This is a genomic window from Streptococcus sp. 1453, from assembly GCF_013276955.1.
Taxonomy (GTDB): Bacteria; Bacillota; Bacilli; order Lactobacillales; family Streptococcaceae; genus Streptococcus.
On sequence record NZ_VMLZ01000013.1, the window covers coordinates 26,509 to 42,742 of the forward strand.

A 16,234-nucleotide genomic window follows, 5' to 3' on the forward strand; every position below is an offset into this window, starting at 1 on the left:
GCCCAATAATGACAAGTATTAGTGATATAGCTAAAAAAGCAGGTGTGGCTAAATCAACAGTTTCTCGTGTTATCAATCACCATCCATATGTTTCTGATGAAACACGACAAAAAGTTATGGATCTTATCGCTGAATTGGATTATATGCCTAATCAGCTGGCTCGGGATTTAAGTCGAGGAAAAACACAAAAAATAGGTGTCGTCATCCCACATACACGCCACCCCTATTTTACACAATTAATAAATGGCCTCCTAGATGCTGCTAAAGCTAGCGACTATCAACTTGTCATGATGCCTTCAGATTACAATCAAGAATTAGAACTTTCCTATCTGAAGCAACTCAAAATGGAAGCTATTGATGCTCTAATCTTCACTTCAAGAGCAATTAGCCTTGAGATTATTGAAACTTATGCAAAATATGGACGAATAGTCGTTTGTGAAAAATTGCAGGAATCTTATCACTTGTCCTCTGCTTACCTTGACCGCTACTCTTCATTTGTGGATGCTTTTTCTGCCATGAAAGCACGAGGGCTGAAACAGTTAGTATTGTTATTTTCCAGAAACAATGAGTCATCTGCCACATATCAATCAGCACTATTAGCTTATCACTATGTTTATGGGCAACAATCAACTCCACATGCAGTATTTGGAAATATTCATGATTTTAATGATGGCCTGAACCTATCGTATCAATTGATAAACGATGCTCGTATTGACGGTATTTTAGCTACAAGCGATGAAGTTGCTGCGGGGCTTATAAAAGGATATGAAGAAAGTGGAAAAACATATCCCTATATGATTGGGCAGGAACATTTATTAGTTGGACAACTGTTGAAACTCCCAACCATAGACCACAAATCCTATTCTTTAGGAAAATTAGCTTTTAAACAAGCTTTAGCTGAAACAATTAGTCAAGAAGTTTTGATTTCAGAGTTTTTAGCGCAAGATAATTAGTTGCTAAAAATAGTAAAAGTTTCCAATTCATATAGTTGGAAACTTTTTATCTTCCCTTCTTCATGATGTATTTCCGTTCAGGTATTTCAACCATTTGAACGATTTCAAATCCTTCTTTTTGATAAAGATACTGGGCTGTTTGATTTGCCTCGAAGACATTTAGAGAAATAGTATCTATGTCTTCATTTTCAAAGGCCAAACTAAGAAATTTCCTTAAAGCCTGGCTACCTAGTCCCTGCCCCTGTTTCTGGGGATTGATAAAAAATCTCCCGATATGTAGATTTCTATTTTCCAATCTGATTTTCTGGATAAGGCCGATAAACTCTTGTTCATCAAAGATAGAAAAAATTCCTTCCAAATCTTGCAAGGTTTGAATTGTTAAGGGAAAAGGAATCTTTGGTCCCATCCATTGTTCTTGAAAGGATTTGCCAAGGGAGTTGGACCATTGGCATACGAGCTGAGCATTTTCTGTGCTCACCTTTTCTTCAAAAAGAATTGTCATCTTGACCTCACTATCTTGTTTATGTTTCTCCATTATACTACTTCTTCCATTTTTTACGAATAGATAAGTATGATTGATATTTATTTTTTTCTTGTTGGGAGCATTCTCGCTTCCTTCCTTGGTCTGGTCATTGACCGTTTTCCTGAGCAATCCATTATCCATCCGGCTAGTCACTGTGATTCCTGCCAGACTCGCTTGAGTCCCTTAGATTTGATTCCGATTCTCTCGCAGGTTTTTAATCGCTTTCGCTGTCGCTACTGCAAGTCTCGCTATCCTGTTTGGTATGCCCTCTTTGAACTTGGCTTGGGACTTCTCTTTCTGTCTTGGTCTTGTGGCTGGATTTTCATAGGACAAGTCATCCTCATAACCGCTGGCTTGACCTTGGGTATCTACGACTTTCGCCATCAGGAATATCCCTTACTGGTCTGGCTGACTTTCCACCTAATCCTCATGGCTTTCTGTGGTTGGAATATGGTCATGGTCTTCTCCCTTATCATTGGAATTTTGGCTCATTTTATCGATATCCGCATGGGCGCAGGGGATTTTCTCTTTCTTGCTTCTTGCGCTCTCGTCTTTAGCGCGACCGAATTACTGATCTTGATTCAGTTTGCTTCTGCGACGGGCATTCTGGCTTTTCTCCTGCAAAAGAAAAAGGAAAGACTTCCTTTCGTGCCTTTCCTCCTACTTGCTGCTTGTGTGATTATTTTTGGTAAGCTACTGCTTGTTTGATAAAGTCCTCAATTGGCTCTCCTTGGTGGAGAGCTTTTACAATTTTCGAACCGACGATAACGCCATCTGACACCGCATTAAAGCGTTCTACATCTTCTTGACTAGACACACCAAAACCTGTCAAGACTGGGATGTCGGCTACTTGATGCAATTGTGCTAAGTGCTTGTCCAAGTCTGCACGGTAATTGCCTGACTTCCCTGTCACCCCATTGATAGCAACGGCATAGACAAATCCTTCTGCTCCCTTGATCAACTCTTTTTGGCGCTCAAGTCCTGTTGTCAAACTAACTAAGGGAATCAAGGCAATATCTGTATCTGCCAAAAAGGGCTCTACAAAGTTGGCATGCTCATGAGGCAGATCTGGGATAATTAAGCCCTTAACTGCTGTATCTGCCAAATCTTTGACAAATTTCTCCACACCGTACTGAAAGAGGGGGTTGAAGTAGGTCATAATGACAAGTGGAACCTCTGTTTGAATGGTTTTCAAGGTTTCAACCAAGGCCTGGGTAGAAGTTCCATGAGCTAGACTGCGCAAACCTGCTTCTTCGATAACAGGTCCATCTGCAACTGGGTCTGAAAAGGGAATACCCACTTCAATGGCAGAAACACCCAAATCTTCTAAAAAGTGGATTGTTTCACCGAGACCATCCAAACCTTTCTCATGGTCTCCAGCCATGATATAGGGAACAAAAATTCCTTTTCCAGCTGCTTTGATAGCATTTAATTTTTCTGTTAGTGTCTTAGGCATGAGCTTCTCCCTTCTTTGCTGCATCTGCTTCCAAGCGGTCTTTGACTTGTACCACATCCTTGTCCCCACGACCTGATAGGCAGACAATCATAGACTTTTCTGGTCCAAGTTCTTTGGCCAACTTCACCGCAAAAGCGATAGCATGGCTAGATTCCAAGGCTGGGATAATCCCTTCCACACGAGACAAGAGTTGGAATCCTTCCAAGGCTTCTTCGTCTGTCACAGGGACATAGGTAGCACGTTTAATATCGTGGTAGTGAGAATGTTCTGGACCGATACCAGGATAGTCCAAACCTGCTGAGATAGAGAAGGCTTCAAGAATTTGACCATGAGCATCTTGGAGCACATCCATGAGGGAACCGTGAAGGACACCCGGACGACCCTTGGTCAAGGTAGCTGCGTGATGCTCTGTATCCACACCAAGTCCTGCTGCTTCAGCTCCATACATAGCTACTGACTCATCTTCTACAAATGGATGGAAGAGACCGATAGCGTTAGAACCACCACCAACACAAGCTACTAGGGCATCTGGTAAATCTTGACCTGTTAAGTCACGGTACTGTTGTTTAGCTTCTCGACCAATGACACTTTGGAAGTCACGAACGATTTCTGGGAATGGATGAGGACCCAAGGCAGAACCAAGGATATAGTGGGTATCATCGATATTAGCTACCCATGAACGAAGGGCTGCATTGACCGCATCCTTGAGCACGCGCGAACCGTCTGTCACTGCCTCAACCTTGGCTCCCAAAAGCTCCATACGGAACACATTTAGGGCTTGGCGTTTGACATCTTCCTCACCCATGTAGATAGTACATTCCATGTTAAAGAGGGCTGCAGCAGTTGCAGTTGCTACACCGTGCTGACCAGCACCTGTTTCAGCGATAATTTTCTTTTTGCCCATGCGTTTAGCCAGAAGAACTTGTCCCAAGGCATTGTTAATCTTGTGGGCCCCTGTATGGTTAAGGTCTTCACGCTTGAGATAAATCTTGGCTCCGCCAATATGCTGGGTCAAATTTTTTGCGTAGTAAAGGGGAGTTTCACGTCCCACATACTGGCGCAAAAGTTGGTTTAATTCCTCTTGGAAACTTGGGTCTGCCTGACTTTCACGGTAGGCCTTCTCCAACTCCAAAACTGCTGTCATCAATGTTTCTGGGACAAAACGTCCGCCGAATTTTCCGTAAAATCCATCTTTATTTGGTTCTTGATATGCCATTCTTTGCCCTCTCTATAAATCTTCCAATCTTTTCATGATCTTTTTGTCCATCTGTCTCCACTCCGCTCGATACATCTACTGCATAGGGAGTAAAGTGTTGAATTGCTTTTACTACATTGTCTTTATTAAGCCCACCTGCGATAAAGAAAGACTGAGTTAGTCCAATCGTATCCAGTTGAGCCCAGTCAAAGGTCTGGCCACTTCCTGCCACAGGGGCATCAAAGAGTAGATAGTCTGCCTGAGAATTGGGCACATGACCCTCTCCATCCACCTGTACCGCCTGAATGCTGGCACAAGGCAAATTCTCAAACAAATCATCTGCCACCTGGCCGTGAACTTGAACCAAGTCCAAGCCAACTTTGTCAATCGCTTCTAGCAGTTCTGCCCGACTTGGTGAAACAAATACGCCAACCTTTTTGACATCTACAGGAATAAGCTTTGCCAGCTCAGCAGCCTGATCCAAGGTTACCTGTCTCTTACTAGGTGCAAAGACAAAACCGATGTAGTCGGCTCCTGCTGAAACGGCTGTTTCCACCGCTTCTTTGGTCGATAGTCCACAAATCTTAACCTTTGTCAATCTGCAACTCCTTGATTCTCTGGGCCACATCTTCTGCCTGCATAAGAGCTGTCCCAACTAAAATTCCATTAAAGTATGGTGCTACTCGTTCCGCATCCTGCCCTGTGAAAATAGCAGATTCAGAAATGTACAAGCAATCATCTTTGAAATGTTTAGCCAAATCTACACTGGTCTGCAAGTCAACTTCAAAGGTAGTCAAATTGCGGTTATTGACTCCGATAATTTGAGCTCCAAGGCGGTGAGCTACCTCTAGTTCAGCTAGATTGTGGGTTTCCACCAAGACTTCCAGACCAAGCTCTGTCGCATAGTCATAAAGTTCCTTGAGGCATTCTTCGGACAAGGCTGCCACAATGAGCAGGATGACTGTCGCACCTGCATTGCGAGCGCGGATGATTTGCTTTTCATCGATAATAAAGTCCTTGTTGAGCGTCGGAATCTGTACCTGACTGGAAATCTCCCGTAGATAATCCAAATGTCCTTTAAAGAAAACTTCATCTGTCAAAACAGAAATCATCACTGCTCCGTTTTCTTCATAAGTCTGGGCCTGTTGCACAATATCCACATCAAGATTGATATCTCCCAGACTAGGGCTAGCCTTCTTGACTTCTGCGATTACCTGCAAGCGGTCCTGATGATTCTTCAAAAATTCTGCCAAGCGATAGGTCTGGCGCAGGGGCTGGATTTCCTCCAGCTCCATCTGCTCAACCTCACGCGCCTTCTGCTCCAAAATTCGTGCTAAAAATTCCTGACTCATTTTTGGTACTCCTGTAACAGTCTGAGTTTTTCAAGGGCCTTGCCACTAGCAATGACTTCGCGGGCCAAGGCAACTCCTTCCTTGATACTAGCTACCTTACCATTAGCATAGAAACCAAGACCAGCATTCAAGACTGTAGTTTCCAAGAATGGACTTGGTTCGTTTTTAAGAACGCTGAGCAAAATTTCTGCATTTTCCTGAGCATTGCCTCCACGGATATCTTCGATAGCGTAGCGCTCCATCCCTAAATCCTCTGGAGTAAAGCTTGACAAGCTGATTTCACCATTTTCAAGAAGTGCAATCTTGGTTGTTCCGTTCAAGCCGGCTTCATCTAGTCCTTCTGGCCCAGCAACAACGATTGCACGTTTGCGACCCATATTTTTCAAAACCTGAGCTGTACTTTCTAGAAGTTCTGGACGACTAATTCCAAGAAGCTGTGTTTCCAAAGCCATTGGGTGAATCAGTGGACCAGTCAAGTTCATAATCGTTGGAATTCCTAGTTCCAAACGAGCTGGCATGATATATTTCATGGCTGGGTGCATATTTTTAGCAAAGAGAAAGACGATACCAGTCTGATCAAAGACCTTACCTAGTTCAGCTGGTTTGAGGTCTAGGTTGATACCCAAGGCTTCGAGGACATCTGCAGAACCAGATTTAGAAGAAATCGAGCGGTTACCGTGTTTTGCCATGTGAACACCACCACCAGCCAAAACAAAGGCTGCAGTTGTGGAGATGTTAAAGCTGAAAGACTTGTCCCCACCTGTACCACAGTTGTCCATGGCATCATGAATCTCAGTTGGAATATGTTGGGCATGTCCTCTCATGACTTGGGCAATGGCTGTGCGTTCTTCAGGTGTTTCCCCCTTCATCTTAAGAGCCAAAAGGAGAGAAGCAATCTGCGCCTCTGTTACACGCCCAGTTACGATACGCTCAATGACATCCGTCATTTCCACACCTGATAAATTTTCAAATTGTGCTAGTTTTTCAATTATCTCTTTCATCCTAGTTTCCTCACTTTACAACCTTCTCGATAAAATTCCGAATAGAAGACAAGCCGTCAGGCGTTCCAATACTCTCTGGATGGTACTGGAAGCCATAAATTGGAAGACTTTTGTGTTGAATCCCCATGATGGCTTGATCATCAGTCGAACGAGCTGTCACTTCAAAGTCTTCTGGCATTTCTTCAATCAAAATACTGTGGTAACGCATGACCGCACGGCCATCCTCAATGCCTTGATACAAAACAGATGGCGCTTCAAAGCTGATATTGCTTTGCTTCCCATGCATGACTTTGGGAGCCAAGCCTAGCTTACCACCAAAGACTTCTGCAATGGCTTGGTGGCCCAAACAAATTCCAAGAATCGGCTTCTTACCAGCAAAGTCACGAATCATATCTTCCATCTTTCCAGCATCAACTGGCCAACCAGGACCAGGAGAAAAGACCAGACCATCTGCTTTTTCAGCTTCTTCATACAGCTTGGGATCATCATTTCTCAAGACCTGCACTTCTGCAAAATTCCCAATGTATTGGGCCAAGTTATAGGTAAAAGAATCATAGTTATCAATCAATAAAATCATGGTCTTAGTTCTCCAATTCTAGTCATAGATTTTGCTTTGTTAATGGTTTCTTGGTATTCGTTTTGGGCGATAGAGTCGTAGACAATTCCTGCCCCAGCCTGCACATAAGCTGTTTGATTTTTGAGAATCATGGTTCGGATGGCAATGGCGAAATCCATATCACCTGTCGCAGACAAGTAGCCGATTGCTCCTGCGTATACGCCCCGTTTTTCCGTTTCCAGTTCATAGATGCGTCTCATCGCCCGAATCTTTGGTGCTCCTGAAACAGTTCCAGCAGGAAGTGTTGCTTTCAAGGCATCCATAGCAGTGAGTTCTGGAAGCAAACGCCCCTTGACCACACTGGTCAAATGCATAACATAACGGAAGAGCTCCACTTCCATATACTTGGTGACTTGGACACTGGCCGTTTCAGAGATGCGGCCAATATCATTACGACCCAAGTCTACTAACATTCGATGCTCTGCTGTTTCCTTCTCATCCGAAAGCAGATCTGTCGCCAAAGCCTTGTCTTCTTCATCCGTAGCTCCTCTTGGTCTCGTTCCCGCAATCGGATTGGTTGTCACGATGCCATTTTTGACAGAAACCAAACTCTCAGGACTGGCACCGATAATTTGATAATCTCCAAAATCATAGAAATAGAGGTAATTTGATGGATTAGTCACGCGAAGATTTCTGTAGAAGTCAAATGGATTTCCAGTAACTTCTGCTGAGAAGCGCTGGCTGAGTACACATTGGAACATATCTCCATTACGAATCAAGTCACGAGCTGTTTCCACCATTTCCTCAAACTTCTGAGGAGCAATATGGGGTTTGAAGTCTAACGGAGATAGATCCAAGTCTTCAAATTCATTTGGAGCAGGAATGCGTAATTCCTCAAGCACTTGGTTCAAGGCTTTTTCCAAGTCTTCTTGACTACGCTCACTATAGAGTGCATCCTCGATGACATGGATTTTTTCTTTCTTGTGGTCAAAGACAATATAACTCTCATAGACGAAGAAATGCATGTCTGGCGTTCCAATAGTATCTTCAGGAATTTGACCAATTTCTTCATAAAGTGAAATCATATCGTAACCAACAAAACCAATTGCCCCACCACCAAAAGGGAGATCTGAATGGTGCTGGCTCTTATGAGTCACTTCATAAAGGAAATCCAAGGGATCCTGATCAATCACTTGACCATTTTGATAAAGGACTCCATTTTCAAACTTAATCTCAAAAACAGGATTATAGGCTAGGATAGAAAAACGAGCTGTTTCCTTGTCTCTCGGAATACTCTCTAAGATAACCTTGTGTTGCCCCTTTAGGCGCATATAAGCCAAGATTGGTGATAAGACATCTCCATGAATGATTCGTTCCATTGTAATTTCCCTTTCAGTTCTACTTCTAGTCCGTGGTGACTGTATAAAAAATCCCCACGCAAAATAACTTGCGTGAGGACGAAATTCGCGGTGCCACCTCAATTATAGGATTTCTCCTATCTCTCATTCCTGTCTCAGAAAGTCCTGTAACAGGCTGTGCGATAAAGGGCACTCCCTTGAGAATTATGTTTTCTTCTCTCGTTTCAGATGGACCCAACCTTACAACTTTCTCTGCTTGTTTCCAGCAACCACAAGCTCTCTGTGAGAGAAAGGACTGTAATTTTTCCATCTATTATTTTTTAGCTTCTAGGTAGTCTGCAATCGCAGCTACGGCCTTGTCTCCACGACCAGAGACATTGATGATGAGATTTTTATTTCGGTACACCTTTACTAGCTTTTTTCGTATGAATCCGGCCATTTTGTTTGCTTTTAGTAGTAGGCAAGGAGCTGTAGATAGAACTCAAGTTCATCAAAGCGACTTAAGGCCCTAATAAAAGAAAAACAAAATGACCGAAAGAAAAAAGCCCACACACAGAATCTACTTCCATGTGAGGGCGTTGGTAACGCGGTGCCACCTCAATTATAAAGGGTCTATCCCTTTACATCTCTGCCTTGTCTAACAACAAGTTGCACTGTAAGGTGTGCGCACCGAATTTTCATTGTTTCAAATTCATTTTTAAAATCAGCCCACTTTCACTATTTCCAACCACCTGTTCACAATCACCACAGGCTCCCTGAAGATCAAAAATAGTTACTTTTCTGATTTGTTGAACTTATTTTAATACTTTGTTTTTTCTTTGTCAAGACTTTTTTACAATTTTTTTGATGAAGCTAGTACTTTTTCAGAAACTGTTTTGAAAGTCTCAATGATATAGTCCACTTCTTCATCGCTTAATTTAGTGTGAAGAGGGAGCGTAATTTCATTTTCAAAGAAGGCATAAGCCTTAGGATAGTTCGCCATATCAAAGCCAAGATTCTTATAGGCTGTCAAGAGCGGAAGTGGTTTGTAGTGTACATTACTTGCAATTCCTGCTTTAGCTAATTCTTGGATGATAAGATTGCGTTCTTCTAAGCTCGCTCCTTCTACATGGGTGATGTAGAGGTGGCGTGAAGATTCGACAGTATCAGTCTTATGTGCCAATGGATGGATACGAGAACCTGAAAAACCACGATCATAGCGGTCCACGATCTCCTTACGACGTTCTAGTAAACCAGGGTAACGGTCCAATTGTACCAAACCAAGTGACGCCATGATATCGGTCATATTGCACTTGTAGGCTGGTGTGACGATATCATATTCCCATGAGCCCAGTTGCATCTTGGCAAGAGCATCCTTAGTTTGCCCATGAAGGGAAAGAATTTGGAATTCCTTGTACATCTCTTCGTCGTCAATCGCTGGATTGGCCTTCCAAGTCGCACTTCCTCCCTCAGCAGTTGTAAAATTCTTAACGGCATGGAATGAGAAAGAAGTAAAGTCAGCGATAGAACCAGCTGGTTGTCCTTTATAAGTAGATCCCAAAGCATGGGCACTATCAGAGACAATCACAATACGGTTAAAGGCTTTTTGCCACTTGCTTGACGCAGTAAAGAGGTCACGTTTCTTCTCCACTACTTGGAACAAACGGTCGTAGTCGCAAACAATCCCTGCGAGCTCTACTGGGATGATCACCTTAGTTTTCTCAGTGATAACTTGCTCCAGCAAGTCATAATCCATCTCAAACGTATCTGCTTGGATATCCACCATGACAGGTGTTGCTCCTACGTGCGTGATGACACTACATGAAGCTGTGTAAGTCATAGCTGGAACAATGACTTCATCACCAGGCCCCACTTCCAAAACACGCAAAATCAACTCAAGAGCGGCAGTCGCAGAGTTGAGGCAGACGGTCTTAGGTGTCTGTGTATATTGAGACAAGCGACGCTCTAGTTCTTTTGTCTTAGGACCTGTTGTGATCCAACCAGAACGCAGGGTATCCGCTACTTCAGCAATTTCAGCTTCGGTGATATCGGGTGGTGAAAATGGAATATTGTAATTTGGCATTGATTTGCTCCTTTTATCTGTACTCATTTTCTCATGACTACTTTATTTTAGCACTTCAAACACGGTTTGAAACATGATTTTGATGTCTCCAAGGAAACTAAACTCTCGGAGATAGACAAGGTTATAGCGCATCTTTTCAGGAAGAACATGCTCCACATAGGCCTGGTCAACTGACAGACCTTTCTCCGTCATTTGACTGATGATGGTGTCCTCATCCTTGTAGTTGATGCTGGCTGGAGAGGTAATCCCTGCTGGCAAAAGCAAGGTCGCCATCATTTCAGGGCTATACTGCTCTGTGTAGCGTGGCACTTCAGGACGCGTCCCTACAAAAGACATTTCGCCTTTAAGGACATTGACCAGCTGAGGCAGTTCGTCCAAACGGACACGGCGGATAAAATTGCCAACCTTGGTAATACGACTATCGTTAGCAGAAGTCACCAGACTCCCTTTTTTATCCGCATCCGTCACCATGGTACGGAACTTCCAAATCTTGAAAGGTCGATTGTACTGGGTCACGCGCTCTTGCTTGTAAATCACTGGCCCCTTGCTATCCAACTTGATCCAAATGCTCAAGATGAGAAAGATGGGAGAGGTCAGAACCAATACAACCAAGGCTAAAACCCAGTCCAAGCAACGCTTGAAAATCAGCGAACCCTTCCTTTTAGAGACAAGCTGGTAGTAAGACTCAACCTCGCTTGATTTCATTTCCACGGGCAAGTCTTCCCATTTCAGCATGCTGTTTCTCCTTTGTTTTTATTATACTATTTGTCAACATTTTTCATTATACCACAAAATGGAAAAGGCGGTGAAAGAAATCTGTAATTTGAAGGATTTCATTCTTACACTCAATGAAAATCAAAGTACAGCTTTTAGGTTGCAAATAAAGATGACCTGGTTTTAAGAGATTTTCAAAGAGTATTAGGACATGGCCCCTGCCTGCAAGCTATACATCTTGTGGTAGGTTCCTCCCAGAGCCAAAAGTTCCTCATGGGTTCCACTCTCGATAATGCGCCCCTTGTCCAAAACATAGATACAATTGGCGTCTTGGATAGTAGAAAGACGGTGAGCGATGGCAATGGTTGTCCGCCCCTGTCTCATCTTAGCCAGAGAAGCTTGAACCAGACTTTCTGTCTCAGAGTCAATATTGGCTGTCGCTTCATCCAAAATCAGGATTTTAGGCTGACTGGCGACTGTTCTAGCAAAGGCAAGAAGCTGACGCTGACCAGTAGAGAAGCTCGAACCGCGCTCGGAAACAGGTGCATCATATCCCTGAGGAAGTTCTTGAATAAAGGAATCTGCATCCACGAAGGTTGCCGCAGCCTGGACCTGCTCATCACTGATTTTTTGGTACATGGCGATATTGGACTTAATGGTCCCGTGATAGAGGAAGGGGTCCTGCAAGACCAGACCGATGTTTTTTCTCAACTCTTCCTGACTGTAGTTTCTGATATCCACATCATCCAAGAGAACTGTCCCTGATTGAAATTCATAAAAACGCATGAGAACATTGATAATCGAAGATTTCCCAGAACCTGTATGACCCACAAAGGCAATGGTCTCACCCTTGTTAACGGAGAAGGAAATATCATCCAGAATCGGATGTTTTCCATCATATGAGAAGCACACATGTTCAAAACGGATATTGCCTTCTTTGACCTCAGACTGGCCATTTTCTTGAAGAGGCTCATAGGTCCTCTCGTCAATCAAGGCAAATACACGGCCCGCAGAAACCATGGACGTTTGAAGGGTTGAGAAGTTTTGCGTTACTTCAATCAAGGGGTCAAAAAGGCGGTTGATGTACTGGATAAAGGCATACATAGTCCCGGCAGTTATTCCCAGATAAAGCCCACGGTAACCAAAATAGGCCATCAAGACAGCGTATCCTAAGAGTTTCAGCAAACTCATGGCAGGGCGCAAAAAGAGGGCATCCAAGGCTACAGAACGGTTGGCATAGACCAAGTGTTCTTGGTTGATCTCATCAAATTCCGCCTGCAGGCGCTTCTCTTGATTAAAGGCCTGGATTATTCTGATTCCCTCGATGTTTTCAGCCAGCTTGCTATTGATATCTGACAAGAGACTTCTGGTTTTCTCAATGATTTTCACTGATTTTTTCCGATAGAGATTGACCAAAAGGAAAATCAAGGGGAGAAAGAGCAAGACTAATGCTGTCAAACGAAAATCCAACACCAACATGGTATAAAGAGTTGTCAGAAAGATGAAAACTGCTGAGATAAAGCTAGATAAAATCCCTGAAAACATATCGCTGATGGTCTCAGTATCATTGGTCAAACGAGAGACGATGGAGCCTGCTGGCGTCTTGTCAAAATAAGACATGCCCAGCTTTTCCATATTGGCAAAGGCATCCCGACGAATATCCCTAACAATACTGTAGGACACCCGTGCAAAGAGAAGATTGCCGACATACTGGACCAGAGTTTGTAGGATATAAAGGCCATAGTAGGCCAGCAAAACGATCACAGCAAGTTGGTTGAGATTGCTCAGATACTGGTCTATAAAGTGGGAAGCCACAAGGGGAATGACACTTTTAATGACCGTCGTCGCTAGGAGAAAACCGAGTGCCAAAAAGGTCAGGAGCCCGTAAGGCTTGAGATAGGACATCAAGCGCTTCAATACAGCCCATTGTTCTTTCTTATTCTGCATCTTCTTCTCCCCTCATTTCCAACTGCTGAGACTGGTAGGTTTGGGCATACCAGCCATCCAAAGCTAGCAGGTCTTCGTGCCTGCCTCGTTCGATGATTTGACCATTTTGCAGGACTAAAATCAAATCTGCATGGACAACCGCACTCAGGCGATGAGCCGTAATAATGGTTGTCTTGTCCTTTCGCGTCTCCTTGAGATTGTCGATAATCGCATACTCCGTCTTGGCATCCACGGCTGACAAAGAATCATCCAAAATCAAGATATCAGGGTCTAAAATCATAGCCCGACTCATGGCCAGACGTTGCTTTTGACCTCCAGAAAGACTAACTCCCTTTTCACCAATCAACGTATCAAATCCCTGAGGCATGGCTACAATGTCTTGATAAACTTGTGCTAGCTTAGTCGCTTCCTCGACCGCTGAAAGGGGCAAGTTAGGATTGCCAAAGCGGATATTATCTAAAATCGAAGTCGCAAAGAGGAACTGGTCCTGAGGGACGTAGCCCATGAGACTGCGAAGGTCTGTCAGACGATAGTCACGAATATCGTGGTCATTCAGATAAATGGCTCCCTTATCCACATCATATTCACGCAAGAGGAGCTTAATCAAGGACGTTTTACCAGAACCTGTCTGCCCGACCAAGCCTAGGGTTTGCCCTTTTTCCAGACTAAAGTGAATATCCGTCAATGTTTCCTCATTTTCAAAAGCAAAGTTATCAATGGCATACTGCAAGCGCCCATTTTCAATACCATCCAGAGGAAACTCAGGGTCTTGTACGGGTGATACCTGAGACAAAAGATTTTCAATCCGCTGGTAAGAAACCTTTCCTCTCTGGGTAATATTAAAGAGGAAGCCGATGGCCATAAGAGGCCAAACTAGCATATCCAAGTAGCTGATAAAAGTGACCAGTTTCCCAACTGTAATCTGCCCCTCCTGAACCATCAAGGAACCGACCAAGAGGGTTAAAACATAGGAGGAACCAACAAATAAGAGAACCATGGGGTCAAAGAGACTATCGTATTTCATGGTTTGCAGATTCTTTTGGAAGGTCAATTCATTGACTGCCTGGAAAGATTTCAACTCGTCCGCCTGGTAACCGAAAGACTTGGTCACTTTAATACCTGATACAGACTCCTGCACCTTGTTATTAAGTTCAGAAAAGGCAGCCTGTGATTCACCAAAAGCCTTGTGGGTCTTTCTCCCTAGACGACTGGTCGCATAAGCCATGAAAGGCAGGGGTAAAATGGCAACTAGGGTCATTTGCCACGAAATGCTAAAAAGCATGGTCAGCAAGGTCACTAAAGCCGTGATAGAGGCATCCACGGCAGACATAACACCACCCCCTGCGAGACGGGTTAAGGCATTGATATCGTTGGTGGCGTGTGCCATCAGGTCCCCAGTCCGATAGGTTTGATAAAAGGCTGGAGACATTTTTGTGAAATGCTCAAATAAGCGAGAGCGCATAATCTGTCCCAAACGGTAGGAAGTCCCAAGGATATACATCCGCCAAACATAGCGCAGATAATACATCCCAAAGGCCGCAAGAAGTAAATAAAATAGGTCAAGAAGGAGGTCCTGCTGGATTAATTGTCCCGATGTGATGGCATCAATCACCCGCCCCATAACCATAGGGGGAATAAGGTTGAGGACGGAAACTAAGACCAGAGCCACAATTCCGACTAGATAACGGCGTTTTTCTAACTTGAAAAACCACCAAAGTTTTTGAATAATGGACATAAAATCCCTTTCTGATTACAAATGGAAACCTGAGGCCAATACTCAATGAAAATCAAAGAGCAAACTAGGAAACTAGCCGCAGGCTGCTCAAAGCACTGCTTTGAGGTTGTAGATAGAACTGACGAAGTCAGTAACCATACATACGGCAAGGCGACGTTGACGCAGTTTGAAGAGATTTTTGAAGAGTACAAGACCTCAGGTTTTTCTTATTCATAGGTTACGACTGTGACCGCACCCTTATCATACTCAGCGATAAAGATATTGGCCACATTGTCATGCCCTTGTTTGCTGAGGTTATCAAGCAGCCACTCTTCGCTACGGCCAATCGATTCCAAAACATCAACTTGGATCACACCGTCAGTCACAACTGGATACTTAGGATTTTCATCTCCCATTTGGACCACGATAAGTTGGCCATTTTGCTCCTGCACAGCGCGTTTGACCTGCTTCATCTGGAAAATCCCTTGACTACGAAGTTTGAGAGCTACATCTGCCGCAGACAAACCAACTGAACGACAGGCTTCTGGATCAATCTGCCCATTTTTGATGAGGAGAGTTGGTTTCCCATCAATCAAGCGTTTGACAAAACGAACATTGTTATTGAGCCATTTGAGTGTCAAAACCAAAATCGTCCACATCATCAAAATCACTGCATACTGGAGAATGCTGATAGAACTATTGTAAATTACCCCACCGATGATACCACCGAGAACATAGTTCTGAATTTGGTCTGTCGCAGAGTTAGGTGCTAGGTTTCCTTTTCCTGTCACATTGATCACGAAAACCAGCGAGAAAAGACCCAAGGCCAGTTTGATTAAAATTTCCATATAGTTGAGTGTCATTTGTTTACCTCCACCAATTCAATAGTGTCTGTTTGATGCAATTCTATTTTCTCTAAAAGATACTTGTCTGGTTGGCTCCCGTTCATAGCACGATAGACATTTGAACCTACCTTGACAAGCGCTCCATCAGTGACTGCAGAAGTATTGACATAAACTTCTGATTTATCCACTCCCAAGTCTTTGGAAATGACCTCTATGAAATGAAGGGAAGTTTGAAATTGGTTGTTAGAGGCTTGATTGGTCTGGTATTTTGAAATTGTCACCAAAAGCATGGCCACTAAGGTCAAGGCTAAAATCATGACCAATTCCCGAAACTTAGTTCCCTTTTTATCTCGATAGGCTTTAAAAGCAAAAAATCCTGTGATAGCTAGGAGCACAATTCCAAAGCCAATCATCATTCCATTTTGCTGACTGATTTGGCTAAGCACATAGTCATATGAGTAAAATTTCATTTATTTTCACTCCCTTTCATAAAATCATTCTTCATTATAAACGAAAGAGGGTGATTTTTCAAACCATACGTTGGGGAAATAAACCTTT

17 protein-coding genes and 2 other annotated features are annotated in these 16,234 nt (G+C 43.5%); of the genes, 3 read left to right on the forward strand and 14 right to left on the reverse strand.

The features are described from left to right. Window positions 1-8: 8 nt before the first annotated feature. Window positions 9-953, forward strand: a complete 945-nt coding sequence (locus HW098_RS08440) for a LacI family DNA-binding transcriptional regulator (protein ID WP_176139825.1) — start codon at window positions 9-11, stop codon at window positions 951-953. Between the two features lie 46 nt (window positions 954-999). Here HW098_RS08440 and HW098_RS08445 read toward each other — a convergent pair whose 3' ends face one another. Next, window positions 1,000-1,455 (reverse strand): GNAT family N-acetyltransferase, encoded by a 456-nt coding sequence (locus HW098_RS08445; protein ID WP_176139869.1) that lies wholly within the window; start codon window positions 1,453-1,455, stop codon window positions 1,000-1,002. A 69-nt stretch (window positions 1,456-1,524) separates the two neighbouring features. Here HW098_RS08445 and HW098_RS08450 point away from each other — a divergent pair, with 69 nt between their 5' ends. Continuing rightward, window positions 1,525-2,184: an A24 family peptidase gene (locus HW098_RS08450; RefSeq protein ID WP_176139826.1), complete on the forward strand. Its 660-nt coding sequence runs from the start codon at window positions 1,525-1,527 to the stop codon at window positions 2,182-2,184. On the opposite strand, the gene trpA is transcribed toward HW098_RS08450, so the two are convergent. The 11 genes from trpA to HW098_RS08505 all read right to left on the reverse strand — a co-directional run bounded on the left by trpA (window position 2,156) and on the right by HW098_RS08505 (window position 14,852). Continuing rightward, window positions 2,156-2,932: a tryptophan synthase subunit alpha gene (gene trpA / locus HW098_RS08455; protein WP_176139827.1), complete on the reverse strand. Its 777-nt coding sequence runs from the start codon at window positions 2,930-2,932 to the stop codon at window positions 2,156-2,158. The genes HW098_RS08450 and trpA overlap by 29 nt on opposite strands. Next, entirely contained in the window at window positions 2,925-4,148 is a 1,224-nt protein-coding gene (gene trpB / locus HW098_RS08460) for a tryptophan synthase subunit beta (RefSeq protein WP_176139828.1), read from the reverse strand. The genes trpA and trpB overlap by 8 nt, the downstream gene beginning before the upstream one ends. Further along, window positions 4,126-4,725 carry a phosphoribosylanthranilate isomerase gene (locus HW098_RS08465; protein ID WP_176139829.1) on the reverse strand — a complete coding sequence of 200 codons (600 nt, stop codon included), beginning with the start codon at window positions 4,723-4,725 and terminating at the stop codon, window positions 4,126-4,128. The genes trpB and HW098_RS08465 overlap by 23 nt, the downstream gene beginning before the upstream one ends. After that, complete coding sequence (gene trpC / locus HW098_RS08470) at window positions 4,712-5,479, reverse strand: indole-3-glycerol phosphate synthase TrpC (RefSeq protein ID WP_176139830.1); 768 nt, start codon at window positions 5,477-5,479, stop codon at window positions 4,712-4,714. The genes HW098_RS08465 and trpC overlap by 14 nt, the downstream gene beginning before the upstream one ends. After that, window positions 5,476-6,480 carry an anthranilate phosphoribosyltransferase gene (gene trpD, locus HW098_RS08475; RefSeq protein ID WP_176139831.1) on the reverse strand — a complete coding sequence of 335 codons (1,005 nt, stop codon included), beginning with the start codon at window positions 6,478-6,480 and terminating at the stop codon, window positions 5,476-5,478. The genes trpC and trpD overlap by 4 nt, the downstream gene beginning before the upstream one ends. 10 nt (window positions 6,481-6,490) lie before the next feature. Beyond that, window positions 6,491-7,057 carry an aminodeoxychorismate/anthranilate synthase component II gene (locus HW098_RS08480; RefSeq protein WP_061864453.1) on the reverse strand — a complete coding sequence of 189 codons (567 nt, stop codon included), beginning with the start codon at window positions 7,055-7,057 and terminating at the stop codon, window positions 6,491-6,493. After that, window positions 7,054-8,415, reverse strand: coding sequence for an anthranilate synthase component I (gene trpE, locus HW098_RS08485; RefSeq protein WP_176139832.1), 1,362 nt, complete (start codon window positions 8,413-8,415; stop codon window positions 7,054-7,056). The genes HW098_RS08480 and trpE overlap by 4 nt, the downstream gene beginning before the upstream one ends. 71 nt (window positions 8,416-8,486) lie before the next feature. Beyond that, window positions 8,487-8,717, reverse strand: a binding site (T-box leader). A gap of 245 nt (window positions 8,718-8,962) precedes the next feature. Next, window positions 8,963-9,192: a binding site (T-box leader), on the reverse strand. A 34-nt stretch (window positions 9,193-9,226) separates the two neighbouring features. Further along, window positions 9,227-10,456 (reverse strand): DegT/DnrJ/EryC1/StrS aminotransferase family protein, encoded by a 1,230-nt coding sequence (locus tag HW098_RS08490; protein ID WP_176139833.1) that lies wholly within the window; start codon window positions 10,454-10,456, stop codon window positions 9,227-9,229. A gap of 42 nt (window positions 10,457-10,498) precedes the next feature. Then, window positions 10,499-11,191, reverse strand: a complete 693-nt coding sequence (locus HW098_RS08495) for a sugar transferase (protein WP_176139834.1) — start codon at window positions 11,189-11,191, stop codon at window positions 10,499-10,501. Between the two features lie 183 nt (window positions 11,192-11,374). Continuing rightward, entirely contained in the window at window positions 11,375-13,117 is a 1,743-nt protein-coding gene (locus HW098_RS08500) for an ABC transporter ATP-binding protein (protein ID WP_176139835.1), read from the reverse strand. After that, window positions 13,107-14,852, reverse strand: coding sequence for an ABC transporter transmembrane domain-containing protein (locus HW098_RS08505; RefSeq protein ID WP_176139836.1), 1,746 nt, complete (start codon window positions 14,850-14,852; stop codon window positions 13,107-13,109). The genes HW098_RS08500 and HW098_RS08505 overlap by 11 nt, the downstream gene beginning before the upstream one ends. Before the next feature lie 45 nt (window positions 14,853-14,897). Here HW098_RS08505 and HW098_RS08510 point away from each other — a divergent pair, with 45 nt between their 5' ends. Then, window positions 14,898-15,068, forward strand: coding sequence for a hypothetical protein (locus HW098_RS08510; protein ID WP_176139837.1), 171 nt, complete (start codon window positions 14,898-14,900; stop codon window positions 15,066-15,068). On the opposite strand, the gene HW098_RS08515 is transcribed toward HW098_RS08510, so the two are convergent. Both HW098_RS08515 and HW098_RS08520 read right to left on the reverse strand, forming a co-directional pair. After that, entirely contained in the window at window positions 15,059-15,694 is a 636-nt protein-coding gene (locus HW098_RS08515; RefSeq protein ID WP_000174448.1) for a DUF421 domain-containing protein, read from the reverse strand. The genes HW098_RS08510 and HW098_RS08515 overlap by 10 nt on opposite strands. Beyond that, window positions 15,691-16,146 carry a DUF3290 family protein gene (locus HW098_RS08520; protein ID WP_176139838.1) on the reverse strand — a complete coding sequence of 152 codons (456 nt, stop codon included), beginning with the start codon at window positions 16,144-16,146 and terminating at the stop codon, window positions 15,691-15,693. Before HW098_RS08520 ends, HW098_RS08515 begins: the two co-directional genes overlap by 4 nt. Window positions 16,147-16,234: the final 88 nt, after the last annotated feature.

What these genes read in the sequence shown, in the direction of transcription:
- HW098_RS08440 (WP_176139825.1), top strand. Translation starts at nt 9, where the DNA reads ATGACAAGTATTAGTGATATAGCTAAAAAAGCAGGTGTGGCTAAATCA.
- HW098_RS08510 (WP_176139837.1), top strand. Translation starts at nt 14,898, where the DNA reads ATGAAAATCAAAGAGCAAACTAGGAAACTAGCCGCAGGCTGCTCAAAG.
- HW098_RS08490 (WP_176139833.1), bottom strand. Translation starts at nt 10,456, where the DNA reads ATGCCAAATTACAATATTCCATTTTCACCACCCGATATCACCGAAGCT.
- HW098_RS08445 (WP_176139869.1), bottom strand. Translation starts at nt 1,455, where the DNA reads ATGACAATTCTTTTTGAAGAAAAGGTGAGCACAGAAAATGCTCAGCTC.
- HW098_RS08500 (WP_176139835.1), bottom strand. Translation starts at nt 13,117, where the DNA reads ATGCAGAATAAGAAAGAACAATGGGCTGTATTGAAGCGCTTGATGTCC.
- HW098_RS08505 (WP_176139836.1), bottom strand. Translation starts at nt 14,852, where the DNA reads ATGTCCATTATTCAAAAACTTTGGTGGTTTTTCAAGTTAGAAAAACGC.
- HW098_RS08520 (WP_176139838.1), bottom strand. Translation starts at nt 16,146, where the DNA reads ATGAAATTTTACTCATATGACTATGTGCTTAGCCAAATCAGTCAGCAA.
- trpA (WP_176139827.1), bottom strand. Translation starts at nt 2,932, where the DNA reads ATGCCTAAGACACTAACAGAAAAATTAAATGCTATCAAAGCAGCTGGA.
- HW098_RS08495 (WP_176139834.1), bottom strand. Translation starts at nt 11,191, where the DNA reads ATGCTGAAATGGGAAGACTTGCCCGTGGAAATGAAATCAAGCGAGGTT.
- HW098_RS08450 (WP_176139826.1), top strand. Translation starts at nt 1,525, where the DNA reads ATGATTGATATTTATTTTTTTCTTGTTGGGAGCATTCTCGCTTCCTTC.
- HW098_RS08480 (WP_061864453.1), bottom strand. Translation starts at nt 7,057, where the DNA reads ATGATTTTATTGATTGATAACTATGATTCTTTTACCTATAACTTGGCC.
- HW098_RS08515 (WP_000174448.1), bottom strand. Translation starts at nt 15,694, where the DNA reads ATGACACTCAACTATATGGAAATTTTAATCAAACTGGCCTTGGGTCTT.
- trpE (WP_176139832.1), bottom strand. Translation starts at nt 8,415, where the DNA reads ATGGAACGAATCATTCATGGAGATGTCTTATCACCAATCTTGGCTTAT.
- trpD (WP_176139831.1), bottom strand. Translation starts at nt 6,480, where the DNA reads ATGAAAGAGATAATTGAAAAACTAGCACAATTTGAAAATTTATCAGGT.
- trpC (WP_176139830.1), bottom strand. Translation starts at nt 5,479, where the DNA reads ATGAGTCAGGAATTTTTAGCACGAATTTTGGAGCAGAAGGCGCGTGAG.
- trpB (WP_176139828.1), bottom strand. Translation starts at nt 4,148, where the DNA reads ATGGCATATCAAGAACCAAATAAAGATGGATTTTACGGAAAATTCGGC.